Consider the following 17,120-nt stretch of genomic DNA (forward strand, 5'->3'; position numbering starts at 1 on the left):
AACCAATACTGACTGATTTCTAAATTTGTGCAGTTTTTGTGGATAATCTAAAGAGTGAAGAAATGATTTGAAAGTATATTTTACAAGTCAAATTTTACACTAATAAATGCGGATACAAATGTTTGTAATATGATGTTAAAAACAAGTTCAGTAACAGCTTAAAAGTTGTTATCAATAAGGGTCAATTCATTCAAATGTTATTTCAAAAGCTTAATATTTAAAAAAAATAGATACTTTTGTCCCAGAAAAATAGACGAATGGCAAAGAATTTAGTTATAGTAGAGTCCCCAGCAAAGGCAAAAACAATCGAAAAATTCCTAGGTACAGATTATCAAGTGGAGTCCAGTTACGGGCACATTGCTGATCTACCTTCAAAGGAAATAGGAGTAGATGTAGATCATAATTTCAAGCCTAAGTATGAGGTTTCTGCTGATAAAAAAGCTTTGGTCACCAAGCTGAAAGGGTTAGCTAAGAAAGCCGATATGGTTTGGTTAGCAAGTGATGAGGATCGCGAGGGTGAGGCTATTTCTTGGCACCTTGCCGAAGAGCTTAATTTAGATAAAAACAAAACCAAAAGAATTGTTTTTCACGAAATTACTAAAACAGCTATTCTTAAAGCTATTGATAATCCTAGAGAGATAGACTACAATTTAGTTAATGCACAACAAGCAAGACGTGTTTTAGATCGTTTAGTTGGTTATGAATTATCTCCTGTTTTGTGGAGAAAAATTAAGGGTGGTTTATCTGCAGGTCGTGTCCAGTCAGTATCTGTGCGTTTAATTGTAGAACGCGAACGAGAAATTCAAAATTTCAAAGCCGTTGCCACCTACTCGGTTGTAGCCGAGTTTACAAATGAGTCTGGAAAAATATTCAAGGCTAAATTGCCTAAAAATTTTAATACAAAGCAAGAAGCTCAAGATTTTTTAAACAAAAATATTGGTTCTACATATAAGGTATCAGATTTAGAAACAAAACCTACCAAAAAATCTCCAACAGGTCCTTTTACTACTTCTACTTTACAACAAGAAGCAGCACGTAAACTGTATTTGCCAGTGGGTATAACCATGCAACTTGCACAGCGTTTGTATGAAGCGGGATTGATTACCTACATGAGAACGGATAGCGTTAATTTATCCAAAGATGCAATGGAAGCTGCTCAAGCTGAAATCATCAAATCCTACGGAAAAGAGTTTTCGAAACCAAGAACGTTTACTAATAAAAGCAAAGGAGCACAAGAGGCGCACGAGGCAATTCGTCCAACGGATATGTCACGTCATACAGTAGACATTGACCGTGATCAAGCACGTTTGTATGATTTGATTTGGAAAAGGACATTGGCCTCGCAAATGAGTGATGCGCAATTAGAACGTACCAATGTAAAAATTGAAGCAAACAATCACGGTGAAATATTCACTGCATCTGGAGAAGTATTGCTTTTTGAAGGTTTCTTGAAAGTGTACTTGGAAGGTCATGATGACGATGAAGAAGAACAAGAAGGAATGTTGCCTGCAATGAAAGTCAACGAAAAATTACAAAACAATTACATTACAGCAACCGAGAGGTATTCTAGAGCTCCAGCTCGTTTTACCGAAGCTTCTTTAGTAAAAAAACTAGAAGAACTAGGGATAGGTCGTCCATCTACTTATGCGCCTACAATTTCTACCATTATTAACAGGAATTACGTTGAAAAAGGAAATTTAGACGGTCAAGAGCGTAATTATACGCAGTTGATTTTGCAATCTGGTAAGGTAGATGAGAAAGCACTTAAAGAAAACACTGGATCAGATAAAGGGAAATTAGTACCAACTGATATCGGAACTATTGTAACGGACTTCCTTGTCAAGAATTTCGGAAATATTCTAGATTATAATTTTACGGCAAAAGTAGAGCAGGACTTTGATGAAATTGCCGAAGGAAATATTGTTTGGACCAAAATGATGCAGGAGTTTTACGATCAATTTCATCCAACGGTGAAAGATGTAGAAGCGAATGCTGAGCGAGAAAGTGGCGAAAGAATTCTAGGGACTGACCCTAAAACAGGAAAACCAGTTTCTGTTCGTTTGGGGAAATTTGGACCGATGGCTCAAATAGGAGCTCCTGATGATGAAGATAAAAAGTTCGCCAGTTTGATGAACGATCAAAACATTGGTAATATTACTCTTGAAGAAACTTTAAATTTATTTTTATTACCAAAGAATTTAGGAGAGTATAAAGGAGAAGAAGTTGAGGTGAGTAACGGTCGTTATGGTCCTTATATTCGTCATGGGGCTGCATTTGTATCTTTGCCAAAAGGAGAGAACCCATTAGATGTTGATTATAAAAGAGCTCAAGAATTAATTGATGAAAAAGCTTTGGCAGATGCGCCTATTGCTGTTTATAAAGGTGAAGGTGTTCAAAAAGGTGTTGGTCGATTTGGGGCTTTTATCAAATGGAGCGGATTGTTTATCAATGTGAGCAAAAAATACAATTTTGATAATTTATCTCAATCAGATATTGAGGCCTTGATTGAAGATAAGCTTCAAAAAAATATTGATAAAGTATTACACAATTGGGAAGAGGAAGGAATTCTTGTAGAAAAAGCACGTTGGGGACGCTCGGTTGTTACAAAAGGCAAAATTAAAATTGAATTAAGTAAAGATGTTGATGCGTCAAAACTAACACTTGAAGAAGTTCAAGAAATGATTGCCAAAAAAACACCTGCTAAAAAAGTAGCTGCTAAAAAAGCACCTGCAACAAAGGCAACTGCAACAAAGGCAACTGCAAAGAAAGCCGCCGTAAAAAAACCGGCCGTTAAAAAGAAATAATTAATAATTTAATTTGTTCGCTACACAATTTTAAGTAAACAATGTAGTGAAGATGAAAAAAGAATAAATGGAATTTGATTTTTTAAACCCCGTTGATGATGAGGTTCTAGAATTTTGTTTTGGATTGACTTCACAACAACTTGGTAGTAAGGTTGTGATGCATACACAGGATCAATTTCCAGATGTAAACAAAATCAAATTAGCAATTATAGGAGTTTTAGATAATAGAGGACAATCTGTTGAAACTAAGAATGTATGTTTAATTTCTTTAAGAAAGGAACTATATAGCTTGTTTCCTGGCAACTGGGAAACGTCAATTGCTGATTTAGGAAACATACTAGCTGGAAATACAGTGTCCGACACTCATTTTGCGGTTAAAAAAATCGCATCAGAACTCTTGAAATCAGGAGTTATTCCTATTGTCTTGGGAGGTTCTCAAGATATCACGTATGGCCTGTATAGAGCTTATGACGTGTTGGAGCAAATGGTTAATATAGTTTCAATTGATAGTAAATTTGATTTTGGAAAAGATGAAGAAGAACTATCATCTACATCTTATTTAACAAAAATTATTGTCGATGAGCCAAATAATTTATTTAATTTTTGTAATTTAGGCTATCAAACGTATTTTAACTCTCAGGAAGAAATTGATTTAATTGAAAAATTATTTTTTGATGCCTATCGCCTTGGTGAGGTTTCAAATAATATTTTGATAACAGAACCTGTTTTTAGGGATGCTGACCTTGTAAGTGTAGATTTAAATGCTGTTAAATCTTCGGATTCTGGGAATTTTATTTCGTTTCAGCCAAATGGTTTTAATGGTAAAGAAATATGTTCTTTGGCTCGTTATGCAGGTATTAGCGATAAGGTAAGTTCTTTTGGAGTTTTTAATTTTAATGGAACACGTCAAGAATCTATACTTGTTGCACAAATAATTTGGTATTTTATTGAAGGAGTTCAATACAGATCAAATGAATACCCTTTTGGCAGTAAAGAGTCTTATTTAAAGTACATTGTGCCGCTGGATGAAGAAGAATTGATATTTTATAAAAGTGATAAAACAGAAAGATGGTGGATTGAAATACCATTTATTTCAAATGTTAATAATAAATTAAAAAGAAATACGTTATTACCATGTTCTTACGATGAATATCTCCTTGCATGCAATAATGAGTTGCCAGAAAGGTGGTGGAAAGCACAAAGAAAAAACCTTGTTTAGAGATATTTAACATAGATATATGATTTTTTTATAAAAAACGATTTGTTTAGTATAAAAAAATTGTTTTTGTTAAAAATAATAAATAGGTTTACACCCTCAAATTTAATGAATAGATAACCGAAATTATATGAATAAGTTCATAGCTTTTACGACGATTTTAACCCTATTGATTAGCTGTGCTAAATCAAGTGATAAAGGGGAATTAGTTGGTGTTAATGGTGGAAAGTGGCACCCTGAGAAACCATACGGAATGACTTTAGTCCCTGGAGGCTCATTTATTATGGGTAAATCAGACGCAGATTTAGCAAATGTTGAGGATGCTCCTACAAAAACAGTAACGGTACGTTCATTTTATATGGATGAAACTGAAATTACAAATAGTGAATACCGTCAGTTTGTAGAATGGGTTAAAGATTCAACCATAAGAGTTAAATTAGCAATAATGGCTGATTTAAGTGGTCAACCTGCTACAACTGGATCTGGTAAAGGAAGTAAATCAGGAAGTATAGCTGATTATGCTTTTAGCGATTCAGATACTACAAAGATGACTGCATATGACAAATATATGTATGACAACTATTATAGTATTGGTACTGAAGATGATCAATATGCTGGTAGAAAATTAAATAGAAAAGTAAAGCTTGCTAAAGGACCGAAAGAATATCCTGATGCAGCGTATACTGAGGTAATGGATTCGATGTATCTTCCAAGCGAAGAATCATATAATGGTTTGAGAACAATTGACGTAAATAAATTAAAATTTCGTTATTCTTGGATGGACATACAAGCAGCTGCAAAAGCTAAAGTAGGTCGTAGAAAAGATTTTATCAAAACGGAAGAGGTAAACGTATATCCTGATACTACTGTTTGGATTAAAGATTTCGCTTATTCTTATAATGAGCCAATGCACAACGATTATTTTTGGCACAAAGCATACGGGGATTATCCAGTAGTAGGGGTTAAGTGGACTCAAGCAAAAGCATTTTGTGCTTGGAGAACATTAAATAAAAATAGTTATATTAAATCTAAAACTAAAGGTCAAGATTTAATTAATCAATTTAGATTGCCTACAGAGGCAGAATGGGAATATTCTGCAAGAGGTGGTTTAGAATCAGCAACCTATCCATGGGGTGGTCCTTACACTAAAAATGATAGAGGTTGTTTTTTAGCTAATTTTAAGCCTAATAGAGGAGATTATGCTGCGGATGAGGCTTTGTATACAGTTGAGGCTAAATCTTATGAGCCTAATGGTTATAATTTATACAACATGGCTGGAAATGTGTCAGAGTGGACTGACTCTGCCTATGATTCAAATGCTTATGAATACGTTTCTTCAATGAATCCTAATGTGTTAGATGCTTCTAACAAACGTAAAGTATTAAGAGGCGGATCATGGAAAGATGTTGCTTACTTCTTACAAGTTAGTACAAGAGATTATGAATATGCTGATTCTGCAAGAAGTTATATTGGCTTCAGAACTGTGCAAGATTACATGGGTCTTCAAACTACAGGAAACGCTAAGAAAAAGAAATAAATTAAACAAAAACCCAATCTATTAAAATTTAAAATTTATTATTATGGCATTATTAGGAAAAAAAGCAATGAATTTCGCTTACGGTATGGGGGCTGCAGTTGTAATCCTTGGAGCATTATTTAAAATTACTCACATTGAATATGGTTTTTTAACAGGTAATTTGATGCTTACTATTGGTCTTGTTGTTGAGGCTTTGATTTTTGCATTATCTGCTTTTGAACCTGTTGATGATGAGTTGGACTGGACTTTAGTTTACCCTGAATTAGCTAACGGACAAGCTAAGCCAGCTGCTAAAAAAGTAGAGCCTATAGCTGATACGCAAGGTTTATTGTCGCAAAAGTTAGATGCTATGCTTAAAGATGCTAAAATTGATGGTGAATTAATGGCAAGTTTAGGAAGTAGTATCAAGAATTTTGAATCAGCTGCAAAAGGAATTGCTCCTACAGTAGATTCAATTGCTTCTACAAAAAAATACAGTGAAGAGTTAACTCTTGCTGCATCTCAAATGGAATCTTTAAATAGTTTATATAAAGTACAATTGGAAAGTGCTTCTAGAAATGCTCAAATCAATGAGGAAGTAGCGCAAAACAATATGAAACTTAAAGAGCAAATGCAATCTTTAACTTCAAACTTATCTTCTTTGAATTCAGTTTACGGAGGAATGCTTTCTGCTATGAACAATAAAGGATAATTAGTTTCGAACTATTATATTAATTTAAACTAATTATTAGAAAATATGGCAGGAGGAAAACTAACCCCTAGACAGAAGATGATAAACCTGATGTACTTGGTTTTCATCGCAATGTTAGCATTAAATATGTCCAAAGAAGTATTATCTGCTTTTGGAATTATGAATGAAAAATTTGAAGGTTCTAATAGTGCTGCTGAACAATCAAATGCACAAATGTTGATGAGTTTAGATGCTAAGGCAGCTGAAGCCGGTGGTGAATTTGCTGCTGCATCTGGAACCGCTCATAAAGTAGAAGCGATTACAAAGAAATTTTACGATTACATCGCTAACATAAAAACTGATGTTTTAAAAGGAACTGAAGTTGATCCAGAAACGGGTAAATTACCTTATGAGTCAATGGATAAGGGAGATAACTTAGATCAATCATGGTTTAGTCCTGCAGGATATTCTGCAAAAGGGAACGAAGTTGTTAAAACTGTGGAGCAGTACAAAGCAGACATGAAAGCTGCTTTAGGAGATAATAAAAAACTTTCTGCAATTGTTTCTGAAGTTGAATCTAAATTCTCTTTACAACCTGTTAAAAATAAAGACGGAATTTCTATTCCTTATTTAGATTACAATTTCAAAGGTTTTCCAGCTGTTGCATCATTAGCTAAATTATCTGCTTGGCAAAATGATGTTAAGAAAATGGAGACTGATGTTTATAATACGTTGTTAGGAAAAGCGGCCGTTGCTGCTGCTTCATACAGTAATTATCAAGCAATTGTTGTGCTAGATAAAAGCGCATATTTTCAAGGTGAGCAAGTTACTGGAAAAGTAGTTTTAGGACGTTATGATGAAAACACAAAACCAACTTCATTTTCAGGACCAGGTAAAATTGTTAATGGTCAAGCTGTAATTGCTATGACTGCTGGAAATGTAGGGGAGCAATCAATAAATGGACAATTTACTTTCCTTGAAGATGGTAAAAACATTCCCTTGAAATTTGCTGGTAAGTATGTTGTAGTTCCTAGACCTAATTCGGCTACTATTTCTGCTGATAAGATGAATGTGGTTTATAGAGGAGTTCAAAACCCTATAACAATTTCATTTGCAGGTATTCCAGATAATCAAGTAAATGCATCGGCACCTGGATTGTCAAAAGTAGGCAATGGTAAATACGTGATGTCACCTGGTGCAGGTAATGAAGTTATTATCAATGTTTCTGGAAAAATGGCTGACGGTAAAGTAGCTTCTGATAAAAAAGTATTTAGAATTAAAGGTATCCCTGGTCCAACAGGAACAATTAGAGGAGAAATGGGTGTTGTTAAAGGGCCTAAATCTAACTTAGAAATTTCTACTGTAGGAGCTAAACTTGTTGACTTTGATTTTGAAGTGGGATTAAGTGTTATTGGTTTTAACCTTAAGGTTACAGGCCAGCCAACAGTAGTTGTACAAGGAAACAAATTGAATGCTCAGTGTAAAGCTGTACTTTCTAAGGCAGGTAGAGGTGATCAAGTTACCATTTCCGAAATAAAAACAAAACTTGATGGTGCTGGTAGTTATTTATTACCAAGAACTGCTCCGGTTATTTTTGAAATACAATAATAAATTGTATTTTATAAATCCTTTTCAATATCAATAAGAATACCACTATGAATATCAAAAATTTATTTATCGCAATCGTCGCTTTATCGGGTTGTTTTGTGTCAAGTGCACAATCCAATTTATTGAATGCGAAAACTCCAGATCAAATTGGATTAAAAACAGCTGCGCAACTTGACTCGGATAATGATAAGCCCCTTGCTTATGGTTATGTTCATGATAGAGATGTGTTGATGGGTAAAACAACGTGGGAAATTATAGATCTTAGTGAAAAGATTAATTTTTCTTTGTATTTCCCTATTGATACTGCCAATATCGGTAATGATAGAAGATCTTTGTATGATGTATTGTCTAAAGCAATTAAAAGTGGTAAAATAACTGAAGTGTATACGGATAGTTATTTTAATACAAAAAAATCGCTTAAAGATATCCAAGCTTCATTAACAAGAATTGATACAACGGATGCAGGTAGAGAGCAAATTAATGCTGGAAGTAAAGTTTCTGAAGAGTATATATTAACAGAAAATCTTTCTGCTCAAGATGTAACACAATATAAAATTAAAGGGTATTGGTATTTTGACAAACGTCAAAGTGAATTGAAATATCGTTTGTTAGGTATTTGTCCTGTTACTCCAGATGTGTATACTATGAACAGTGAAGAGAAAGATTATATTGAATTATTTTGGATCTTTTTCCCAGCGGCTAGAGAGGTATTGCATGATGCTAAAGCTTTTAATGATAAAAACTCTGCATTGCCAATTTCATTTGATCAAATTTTAAACTCAAGACGTTTCAATGCCACAATTTATAAAGAGGAAAATGTTTATGGTGACAGAAGAATTGATGAGTACATGAAAGACAATGCTCAAAATCAATTATTAGAATCTGAAAGAGTGAAAGATAAAATTCGAAACTTTGAATCAGATATGTGGAACTACTAGTAGTTTTCAAAAAGTATAAAAAAAACTCTTACCACAAGGTAAGAGTTTTTTGTTTGAAGCTCTTTTTTTTAAAATTTATTTTATTTAAATGTTAGATTATATTATAGTTGGTTCTGGTTTAGCTGGTTTGTCATTTGCTGAATATGCCTTGCGCAATCATAAATCTATTATGGTTTTTGACAATAATTCTCAAAACTCATCTAAAATTGCAGGAGGTTTATACAATCCTGTTATTTTAAAGCGATTCAGTGAAGTCTGGAATGCGCAACAACAATTGGATGTGATGAATGAATTTTATACCATTTTAGAAAAAAAACTAAATAAACAATTTGATTTTAAGACTCCTATTTTAAGGAAATTTTATTCTGTTGAAGAACAAAATAATTGGTTTCTAGCGGCAGATAAAAAAGGTTTAGAGCCTTTTCTTTGCACAAATTTGATTTATAAAAATGTAAATGGAATAGATGCTCCTTTTGGTTATGGAGAAGTTTTACAAACGGGTTTTGTAGACACTGCTTCTTTTTTAGAATCTTTCTGTTTTTATTTAAAAAAACTAGACGTATTTATCCCTGAAAGTTTTGATTACAATGAATTAATTCAAGATCAAGATGGGGTTTCTTATAATGGTTTAAAAGCAAGACATATTGTTTTTGCGGAAGGTTTTGGGCTATATGCCAATCCTTATTTTAATTATTTACCGTTGGATGGAACTAAGGGTGAATTATTTATTATAAAAGCAAGTAATCTAGATCTAGACGTAATTATTAATACTAGTGTTTTTATTTTACCATTAGGAAATGATTTATTCAAAGTGGGAGCTACTTACAATTGGCGAGAGAAAGATGATCTTCCCACAGAAGCTGGTAAAATTGAACTGATTGATCGAATTAAAGAAATTTTAGCCTGTGATTTTACAATAGAGGCGCATTTTGCAGGAGTTAGGCCAACGGTTAAGGATAGGAGGCCACTTATAGGCACACATCCAGAATACAAGCGTTTTCATGTTTTAAATGGTCTTGGAACACGTGGAGTAATGCTGGGGCCTGCTATGGCTCAAGAATTATATAACCATATTGAACACCAAAAAATATTAGAACCCGTAATTGATATTAAGAGATATGAAGCTAAATACTATTCTTAATTCTTTTTTATAGTTGCATTTGGATCGTAAGAAATAAACATGTTGATGTATATATTTCTGGACCATCTAAGGACAAATGGAAAAGTTACAATGAGGGTAGCTATAATGGCAGCGAAAGCTATTTTTAAGTTTGTTTTAAAAAAAATAAAAGAGACAATAAATGCTGCTATACCTAAAGCAACATTAAGTCCGTAACTAACATACATGGCTCCGTAAAAAAAAGAAGGTTCTATTTGGTAGCGTAATCCACAATGACTACAATTTTCTTTCATTTTTAGAATTTTTGTCAATTGAAATGGATTTTTTTCCAAATACATGCTCTCATTCTGGCATTTAGGACAAGTTCCTGTTAAAATGCTATATAATTTGGATCCTTTTTTTAACATTTGCAAAAAATTAATTTTTTCTTTTTGAAAAGCAGTGTTTGTTGTTACAAATTTACACATTCATTAAGGAAATAAATCATAATACATGCTTAATATACACAATTTATCTGTTTCTTTTGGTGGTACTTATTTGTTTGAAGAAGTTACTTTTCGTCTAGGTGCTGGGGACAGAGTAGGCCTTGTTGGAAAAAATGGAGCGGGGAAGTCTACCATGCTTAAAATGTTGGCAAGAGATTTTGCACCAGATTCAGGTGTGATTTCACAAGAGAAAGACATTAGAATGGGTTTTTTGCGTCAAGATATTGATTTTGAGCAAGGAAGAACAGTTCTTGAAGAAGCGTATGAAGCTTTTACTGAAATTAAAATTGTTGAAAAAAAGCTTGAAGAAATAAACCATCTGTTGGTTACTAGAACAGATTATGAAAGTGATGCTTACAGCCAAATTATTGAAGACTTATCTGATTACACGCATCGATTTGAGCTTTTAGGAGGATATAATTACGTGGGGGACACCGAAAAAATCTTGTTGGGATTGGGTTTTAAAAGAGAAGTTTTTGACAATCAAACTGAAACTTTTTCTGGAGGTTGGAGAATGCGAATTGAACTAGCAAAATTATTACTTCAGGCGAATGATGTATTGTTACTGGATGAGCCAACGAATCACTTAGATATTGAGAGTATCATCTGGTTAGAAAGTTTTTTAAGAAATTATCCAGGTGTTGTTGTAATTGTTTCGCACGATAAAATGTTTCTTGATAATGTTACGAATAGAACTATTGAGATTTCTCTAGGGAAGGCTTATGATTTCAATAAACCGTATTCACAATATCTTGAACTTCGTCATGAAATTCGAGAAAAACAATTGGCTACTCAAAAAAACCAGGCCAAAAAAATTGAAGAGACCGAAAAATTGATCGAAAAATTTCGTGCCAAGGCTTCTAAGGCATCTATGGCTCAGTCTTTAATAAAAAAATTAGATAAAGTTGAACGTATTGAGGTTGATGAAGATGATAACTCGGTAATGAATATTTCTTTTCCAGTTTCTAAAGAACCGGGCAGAGTTGTTATTGAGGCCGAAGATGTAACCAAAAGTTATGGTGGCACTACTATTTTAAAAGACATTAGTTTATTAGTAGAACGTGGTAGTAAAATAGCATTTGTAGGTCAAAATGGTCAAGGTAAATCTACATTCATTAAAGCAATCGTAAACGAATTTGAGTATCAAGGGACTATTAAATTAGGACACAATGTGCAACTAGGTTATTTTGCTCAAAATCAAGCTGAATACTTAGATGGTGAAATTACATTGCTTCAAACTATGGAAGATGCCGCTGCAGATACTAACCGTATGAAGGTTAGGGATATGTTGGGTTCGTTTTTGTTTAGAGGAGACGATGTTGAGAAAAAAGTAAAGGTACTTTCAGGAGGTGAAAGAAACCGTCTTGCGTTGTGTAAATTATTGTTACAGCCTATCAATGTACTGTTGATGGATGAGCCTACGAATCACTTAGATATTAAGTCTAAAAATGTTTTGAAAGCTGCCTTGCAAAAATTTGGAGGAACATTATTATTGGTTTCTCACGATCGTGATTTTTTACAAGGAATGTCTAATATTGTGTATGAATTTAAAGATCAAAAAATTAAGGAGTATTTAGGAGATATCAATTATTTCTTAGAACAGCGCAATTTGGAAAACATGCGCGAAGTAGAGAAAAAAGATATTGAAAAGGCTGCTGCACCAAAGGAGAGCAATAAAACCTCTTATGAAGATCAAAAAAAGGGTAAAGCACTTCAAAATAAATTGAGTAAAATAGAGAGTCAAATTAAACAATTAGAACGCGACATTCAGCAGGATGATAAGATGCTGACTTCTAATTATGATAAGCATATTGAAGATGCTAAGTTTTTTACGGCTTACAATAAAAAGAAAACAGAACTGGACCAGCTATTGTTAGACTGGGAAATAATTCAAGAAGAAATTGATAATTTATAATGTTACTTAGAGCTCCTTTTGGAGCTCTTTTTTTCTAGTTGATAATACCAATTGATTTAGAATGAGAAATCGCCTCGCTACTTTCCTTAAAATAGCACACAGCAACGTTAAGTGAAGTTAAGTTGTTTAAAACTGAAGCAACTTTTTCTTTTTTTGAACTTCCAGTTTGCCTGATATAAACCGCTTTTACCGTTACTGGAAATATTTTACAAATGGATTCGTATAAGTAGGGATCGTGCTGCGAGTCATCACCAAGTAGTACATATTCAAGATTGGGATAAAATTCAAGAATGTGTTTAATTTTTTCGAATTTATGATTATGGCCACCTCTGCCCGTCATAAAAAAATCGGTTAAACTACTTTTAATGTCTTTTAATAGTAACACCGCTTTTGGAAGTTTGTGAATTGCCGTAAAATTGATAATAAAACGGTATAAATTCCATTCACTACTAGAAACATAAAAAAAAGCATTGAATTCGGACTCGTTATTTCTACCCGCAGTGCTCAACGCTTGGTAATGAGTAACTACATCATCGTAGATTTTACGTTTGTTTATGTTTTTAAACAGAAGGACATACAACTTCAATAAAGGATTGAAGGTATAGGAAACCAGAAAAGTGTCATCAATATCTGATATGATCCCTAAATTTCCTTTGTGTGGCCTGATGTAGCTTTCTTTTTTTATGATGGTTTCTTTTTCATAAGTCATGCTTACTTCATAGTCAATCCATCCATAATTGCTGCTGGGATCTAGAGGAATACAAAACTTAAAATAGCCATCATCAAGGGTTTTAGTATGAATTTTAGAACCATTTAGTTCTAAGTAGACATCGGCATTGGCTTGTGTTTTCATTTGAAACATTTTGATTACCGATGTAGCATTTTTGAGGTTTTTCTTTTGAAAATTATACTCTTCTAACGTAGTAGGTTTAAATACGTGACCCATAACAATTAATTCTTGTTCATTTGCATAACCACGGTATAATTTTAAAATAGGCTTCATAAATTTTGTAATTTTGAAAAAAGTTAAAGTAGAGGTTTTAATCGAAAAAAGAAAAGAAATTTGAAAAAGAATATCTTATTTGTTGTAAATCCTATTTCTGGAGATATTGATAAATCAGCCTTGATAGAATCTGTATCTCAATTTGCCGCAAAAGAAAATTTGAATATCATAGTTTATACAACTACAGGTGAAAACGATATTCAAAATATAAAAGACCTATATACTAACTATAAGCCTGCACGCATAATCGTTGCAGGAGGTGATGGTACCATCAAAATGGTTGCCGAAGCCATGGAAAAAGAGGATGTGATATTAGGAATATTACCAGCAGGCTCTGCCAATGGTTTGGCTGTTGATCTCAATTTACCTACAATTGTAGAGGAGAATCTATCAATTGCATTTTTGAATGATTACTTAGCTATTGATATGATTTCAATCAACGGAAAAAAAAGTATTCATTTAAGTGATATTGGTCTTAATGCAGCATTGGTAAAAAATTATGAAAGCAGTAGTGTAAGAGGAATGTGGGGTTATGCTTTGCAAACCGTGTCTACATTAATGGAGCTTGATGATCCTTTTATAGCCACTATTACTGGAGATTTTCCAACTATTGTGAGCGAAGCTAGAATGGTGGTTATAGCTAATTCTCAAAAATATGGTACTGGTGTTACTATAAATCCTCATGGAGTAATGAACGATGGGAAATTTGAATTGGTAGTGTTGAAAAATATGGATTTACTCTTGTTGGGTAAAATAATAACGGGAAATATGCCTTTTAATGATGAGGATGTTGCTATTATATCAACAAATAAAGCTCAAATTTCACTCAATGTACCTGCAGATTTTCAAATAGATGGTGAGTATTGTGGTAAAGAAACCAAATTAAATATTGAAATACTTAAAGGACAAATGAAAGTGGCTATTCCTTATTCAGATATCCCAGCTATTTAAAAAGGATTACGCTCTTGCCAAATGGTTTCGGGTTCTAAGTATTTGAATACTTTTGGTAATAAAAGATTAAAAAAATAAGATTCATGGCGCATTAAACCAAATACTTCCTCCGGTTTAGCACCTACTGAACTTTTTATTTCTAATGCCGTTCTGGCAAATACAATTGATTTAAATTTTTTATTTATAGAATAAGCTATCATATCATAAAGCATATTCAAATAAAGCATCTTTTCTCGTTGAATGGTTTCATCATAGCCCAAAAAATAGGTATCCATAATAGATCCGTTTTTTATTAATGTGTTGAAACCAATGAGTTTTCCGTTCAAGAAATATCCATAAAAAAGAAATTTATCCTTAAACTGCTCTTTAAAAACACTAAAATGATTTTTGGGTAGAAAAAAAGTGTTAAAAGGAGCATTTTTTGCCACATACAGATACAATTCGTAGATAGTGTCTTCAAGGGCTAGGATTTCCTCTAGAGGTAATTTTCTTTTTTCAATTCCAGTAGCCCTTTTACGACCTCTTTTATATTGATCTCTGTATTTTTTCGATAATGAATTGATATAATCAGTTTCTTGGTGCCAATTAGTATCAATTGTAAAAATCATATTGGGTTGAGTAGAAAACTTGAAATCTTTTCTAAAAGCGGGGATTCTAAACAGTTCGAATTCTTTGGAATTATAATCCTTAAAAGATGTAATGTGTATTTTTATACCTTTTTGTGCAAATTTATTTTTTAATTCTTGAACCGATTCATGTAACGTTTGAATTGCTTTTGTAGGATTGGCATTTGAGCTTAACGCAAATGAATTTTGGCCTGTGAGCATATTGTTGCCAACAATCAATACATGCGAAGCTATTTTTTTAAAAACAAAATTCCGTATCCTATTCTTGATGCTGTTATCACGTTCCCCAAAGCTATCAAGTGCATTTAAATCAATAAATTGAGAAATAGCAATCCCAATTAAGTCATCTTGGTTGAAGATACCAATGAAATGGCATTGCATATTTGTAGGGCAAGCATTTTCAAGTACTTGAAGGTATTTTTTGGATAAAAAAACAGTCGTAGAAGCAAGATTATCCCAATTTAAGGGTAATAAAGCGGTATTATCGAAAATTTTGAACGAATATGATGAATCCAAATTGAATGTAAATATTTATACAAAATTAGTTATTTATGTTCAATGATTTACATTAAAGTATTGTTCTAAAAATTGATGTATATATAAAGTAAAATTTAATACAGGAAACCAGAAGTTTATTTGAATAGTATACAAAGGGATGCTTAAACAATAGTTGATATTATTAGTCAATGGGGTGTAATTGTTGTATCTTTAGCAATACACATTTAGGGATTATAAATCAATTTAATATTTATGAAAACATATACTGAAACAACTATTCAAAAGGAATTGGTTGCATTGCAAGATTGGAACTTTATTGAGAATGCATTAGAGAAAAAATATGTTTTTAAGAATTTTACTCAAGCAATGGGTTTTATAGTTCAAGTAGGTATTATTGCTACCTCTTTTGATCACCATCCTGATTGGTCAAATTCCTATAATAAAGTGCATCTTAAACTCAGTACACATGATGCTGGTGGAGTAACACTTAAAGACATCCAGCTTGCAACAGCTATAAATGAAATACCTTAATTTGCTAGCAGACAATGAATTTGTGTTTTTGAATAGTAGAGTTTTAATGTTCATTAGTAATTGTAAACAAATTTTTAATATTTAAATATTTTATATTAACAGTATTAGATCATAGTGTTTTAATTGAATTCATAAAAATGTAGGACTTTAGTCCAATAAAAATCTAAAAAGATGTAGTTCGTCGATTTTATTTGCTGTATAACTATAAAAAAACTAATTTTATGTTAATATGTAACGTAACAATCAAGGTATGAAAAGAGCTATACTGTTTTTATTGATTCTTTTGAGCAGTAATGTAATTACTGCAGCAATCTCTCCAAAAGAAAAAGAGGCTTTGATAAAATTGTACCAAGTTACAGGTGGTCCACAATGGAAAGTAAAGTGGGATTTAAAAACTTCAGAAACATCATGGTACGGTGTTAAAATTGAGGGTAATAAAGTTATTGCGTTAGATCTATCAGATAATAATTTAACAGGCAAGATTCCTAGTGAAATTTCTAATTTAGTGAATTTGCAGGTTTTAAATTTACACAAAAATCAACTTTCAGGGAACATACCTCAATCTTTAGGGAAGTTAAAGTTATTAAGAATTTTGGACCTTTCGTTCAATCAGTTATTTGGGCCAATTCCTACTTCATTATGTCAATTAGATAAATTGAATACACTTGATTTGTATATGAATAATTTATCTGGTACTCTACCAAGTCAGTTGGGATTATTAACACAATTAGAAAACTTGTCCCTTTTTAATAATGAAATTACAGGGGAGATTCCTAGCTCACTTTATGAACTTAAAGGATTAAAAACATTAATGTTAAACAGTAATAAATTAATAGGAAGCTTGAGTAAAGATATTGAAAATATGATTTTTTTAGAAAACTTAAGTTTGTTTGATAACAATATGAATGGTCAAGTTCCTATGGAATTAAAAAAGTTAAGCAGGTTAAAGGAAATGAATTTGTCTTATAATAAATTTAATGGATTTGTGTCCAAAGATTTAGCAGTGTTAGATGTTATGAATATGACAATGTTGAATGAAAAAGGTTTGGCTGTGGCTTTAACGGTAGTTTCCGATAGGAATTCTGCAATCGTATCAGAAGATTAAAGTTTAATAAATAATTTAGTTGGTTTTAAATTTAATAAACGTAGTTGAATTAAATCTGTAAGTAATTACAGGTTTTTTTTTGTGGAGTAGTTTTTGAGATACGCGCTAACAGT

Annotated in this window: 14 protein-coding genes; 11 read left to right on the plus strand and 3 right to left on the minus strand. The window is 32.5% G+C overall.

The genetic code is table 11. The features are described 5' to 3' along the window. Nucleotides 1-257: 257 nt before the first annotated feature. The 7 genes from topA (at nucleotide 258) to FPG59_RS07420 (ending at nucleotide 9,914) form a co-directional block, all read left to right on the plus strand. Nucleotides 258-2,804 (plus strand): type I DNA topoisomerase, encoded by a 2,547-nt coding sequence (gene topA / locus FPG59_RS07390; protein ID WP_086453985.1) that lies wholly within the window; start codon nucleotides 258-260, stop codon nucleotides 2,802-2,804. Nucleotides 2,805-2,871: 67 nt separating this feature from the next. Beyond that, entirely contained in the window at nucleotides 2,872-4,023 is a 1,152-nt protein-coding gene (locus FPG59_RS07395; protein WP_086453986.1) for a formimidoylglutamase, read from the plus strand. Nucleotides 4,024-4,150: 127 nt separating this feature from the next. Further along, a complete protein-coding gene (gldK, locus tag FPG59_RS07400) occupies nucleotides 4,151-5,557 on the plus strand; it encodes a gliding motility lipoprotein GldK (RefSeq protein ID WP_086453987.1) in 1,407 nt (468 codons plus the stop codon). 43 nt (nucleotides 5,558-5,600) lie between these two features. After that, a complete protein-coding gene (gene gldL, locus FPG59_RS07405) occupies nucleotides 5,601-6,248 on the plus strand; it encodes a gliding motility protein GldL (protein WP_086453988.1) in 648 nt (215 codons plus the stop codon). Between the two features lie 45 nt (nucleotides 6,249-6,293). Beyond that, a complete protein-coding gene (gene gldM, locus FPG59_RS07410; protein WP_086453989.1) occupies nucleotides 6,294-7,835 on the plus strand; it encodes a gliding motility protein GldM in 1,542 nt (513 codons plus the stop codon). A 47-nt stretch (nucleotides 7,836-7,882) separates the two neighbouring features. Further along, nucleotides 7,883-8,773 (plus strand): gliding motility protein GldN, encoded by an 891-nt coding sequence (gene gldN, locus FPG59_RS07415; protein ID WP_086453990.1) that lies wholly within the window; start codon nucleotides 7,883-7,885, stop codon nucleotides 8,771-8,773. A gap of 88 nt (nucleotides 8,774-8,861) precedes the next feature. Further along, complete coding sequence (locus tag FPG59_RS07420; protein WP_086453991.1) at nucleotides 8,862-9,914, plus strand: FAD-binding oxidoreductase; 1,053 nt, start codon at nucleotides 8,862-8,864, stop codon at nucleotides 9,912-9,914. On the opposite strand, the gene FPG59_RS07425 is transcribed toward FPG59_RS07420, so the two are convergent. Beyond that, nucleotides 9,911-10,300 (minus strand): DUF983 domain-containing protein, encoded by a 390-nt coding sequence (locus tag FPG59_RS07425; protein ID WP_086453998.1) that lies wholly within the window; start codon nucleotides 10,298-10,300, stop codon nucleotides 9,911-9,913. The two genes, FPG59_RS07420 and FPG59_RS07425, sit on opposite strands and share 4 nt — an antisense overlap. 85 nt (nucleotides 10,301-10,385) lie before the next feature. Between FPG59_RS07425 and abc-f the strand changes: the two genes are divergently transcribed. Continuing rightward, complete coding sequence (abc-f, locus tag FPG59_RS07430) at nucleotides 10,386-12,293, plus strand: ribosomal protection-like ABC-F family protein (protein ID WP_086453992.1); 1,908 nt, start codon at nucleotides 10,386-10,388, stop codon at nucleotides 12,291-12,293. A gap of 34 nt (nucleotides 12,294-12,327) precedes the next feature. Here the strand turns inward: abc-f and FPG59_RS07435 are convergent, their stop codons facing one another. Next, entirely contained in the window at nucleotides 12,328-13,296 is a 969-nt protein-coding gene (locus FPG59_RS07435) for an App1 family protein (protein WP_086453993.1), read from the minus strand. A 60-nt stretch (nucleotides 13,297-13,356) separates the two neighbouring features. Here FPG59_RS07435 and FPG59_RS07440 point away from each other — a divergent pair, with 60 nt between their 5' ends. Then, entirely contained in the window at nucleotides 13,357-14,247 is an 891-nt protein-coding gene (locus tag FPG59_RS07440) for a diacylglycerol kinase family protein (protein WP_086453994.1), read from the plus strand. Here FPG59_RS07440 and FPG59_RS07445 read toward each other — a convergent pair. Beyond that, complete coding sequence (locus tag FPG59_RS07445; protein WP_086453995.1) at nucleotides 14,244-15,389, minus strand: 8-amino-7-oxononanoate synthase; 1,146 nt, start codon at nucleotides 15,387-15,389, stop codon at nucleotides 14,244-14,246. The two genes, FPG59_RS07440 and FPG59_RS07445, sit on opposite strands and share 4 nt — an antisense overlap. A gap of 234 nt (nucleotides 15,390-15,623) precedes the next feature. Here FPG59_RS07445 and FPG59_RS07450 point away from each other — a divergent pair, with 234 nt between their 5' ends. Beyond that, nucleotides 15,624-15,902 (plus strand): 4a-hydroxytetrahydrobiopterin dehydratase, encoded by a 279-nt coding sequence (locus tag FPG59_RS07450; RefSeq protein ID WP_086453996.1) that lies wholly within the window; start codon nucleotides 15,624-15,626, stop codon nucleotides 15,900-15,902. Nucleotides 15,903-16,152: 250 nt separating this feature from the next. Further along, nucleotides 16,153-17,007, plus strand: a complete 855-nt coding sequence (locus FPG59_RS07455) for a Two component regulator three Y domain protein (protein WP_086453997.1) — start codon at nucleotides 16,153-16,155, stop codon at nucleotides 17,005-17,007. Nucleotides 17,008-17,120: the final 113 nt, after the last annotated feature.

The sequence above is a fragment of the Flavobacterium sp. FPG59 genome, from assembly GCF_002150205.1.
In the GTDB taxonomy this organism is placed as follows: Bacteria; Bacteroidota; Bacteroidia; order Flavobacteriales; family Flavobacteriaceae; genus Flavobacterium.

What these genes read in the sequence shown, in the direction of transcription:
- topA (WP_086453985.1), top strand. Translation starts at nt 258, where the DNA reads ATGGCAAAGAATTTAGTTATAGTAGAGTCCCCAGCAAAGGCAAAAACA.
- FPG59_RS07395 (WP_086453986.1), top strand. Translation starts at nt 2,872, where the DNA reads ATGGAATTTGATTTTTTAAACCCCGTTGATGATGAGGTTCTAGAATTT.
- gldK (WP_086453987.1), top strand. Translation starts at nt 4,151, where the DNA reads ATGAATAAGTTCATAGCTTTTACGACGATTTTAACCCTATTGATTAGC.
- gldL (WP_086453988.1), top strand. Translation starts at nt 5,601, where the DNA reads ATGGCATTATTAGGAAAAAAAGCAATGAATTTCGCTTACGGTATGGGG.
- gldM (WP_086453989.1), top strand. Translation starts at nt 6,294, where the DNA reads ATGGCAGGAGGAAAACTAACCCCTAGACAGAAGATGATAAACCTGATG.
- gldN (WP_086453990.1), top strand. Translation starts at nt 7,883, where the DNA reads ATGAATATCAAAAATTTATTTATCGCAATCGTCGCTTTATCGGGTTGT.
- FPG59_RS07420 (WP_086453991.1), top strand. Translation starts at nt 8,862, where the DNA reads ATGTTAGATTATATTATAGTTGGTTCTGGTTTAGCTGGTTTGTCATTT.
- FPG59_RS07425 (WP_086453998.1), bottom strand. Translation starts at nt 10,300, where the DNA reads ATGTTAAAAAAAGGATCCAAATTATATAGCATTTTAACAGGAACTTGT.
- abc-f (WP_086453992.1), top strand. Translation starts at nt 10,386, where the DNA reads ATGCTTAATATACACAATTTATCTGTTTCTTTTGGTGGTACTTATTTG.
- FPG59_RS07435 (WP_086453993.1), bottom strand. Translation starts at nt 13,296, where the DNA reads ATGAAGCCTATTTTAAAATTATACCGTGGTTATGCAAATGAACAAGAA.
- FPG59_RS07450 (WP_086453996.1), top strand. Translation starts at nt 15,624, where the DNA reads ATGAAAACATATACTGAAACAACTATTCAAAAGGAATTGGTTGCATTG.
- FPG59_RS07455 (WP_086453997.1), top strand. Translation starts at nt 16,153, where the DNA reads ATGAAAAGAGCTATACTGTTTTTATTGATTCTTTTGAGCAGTAATGTA.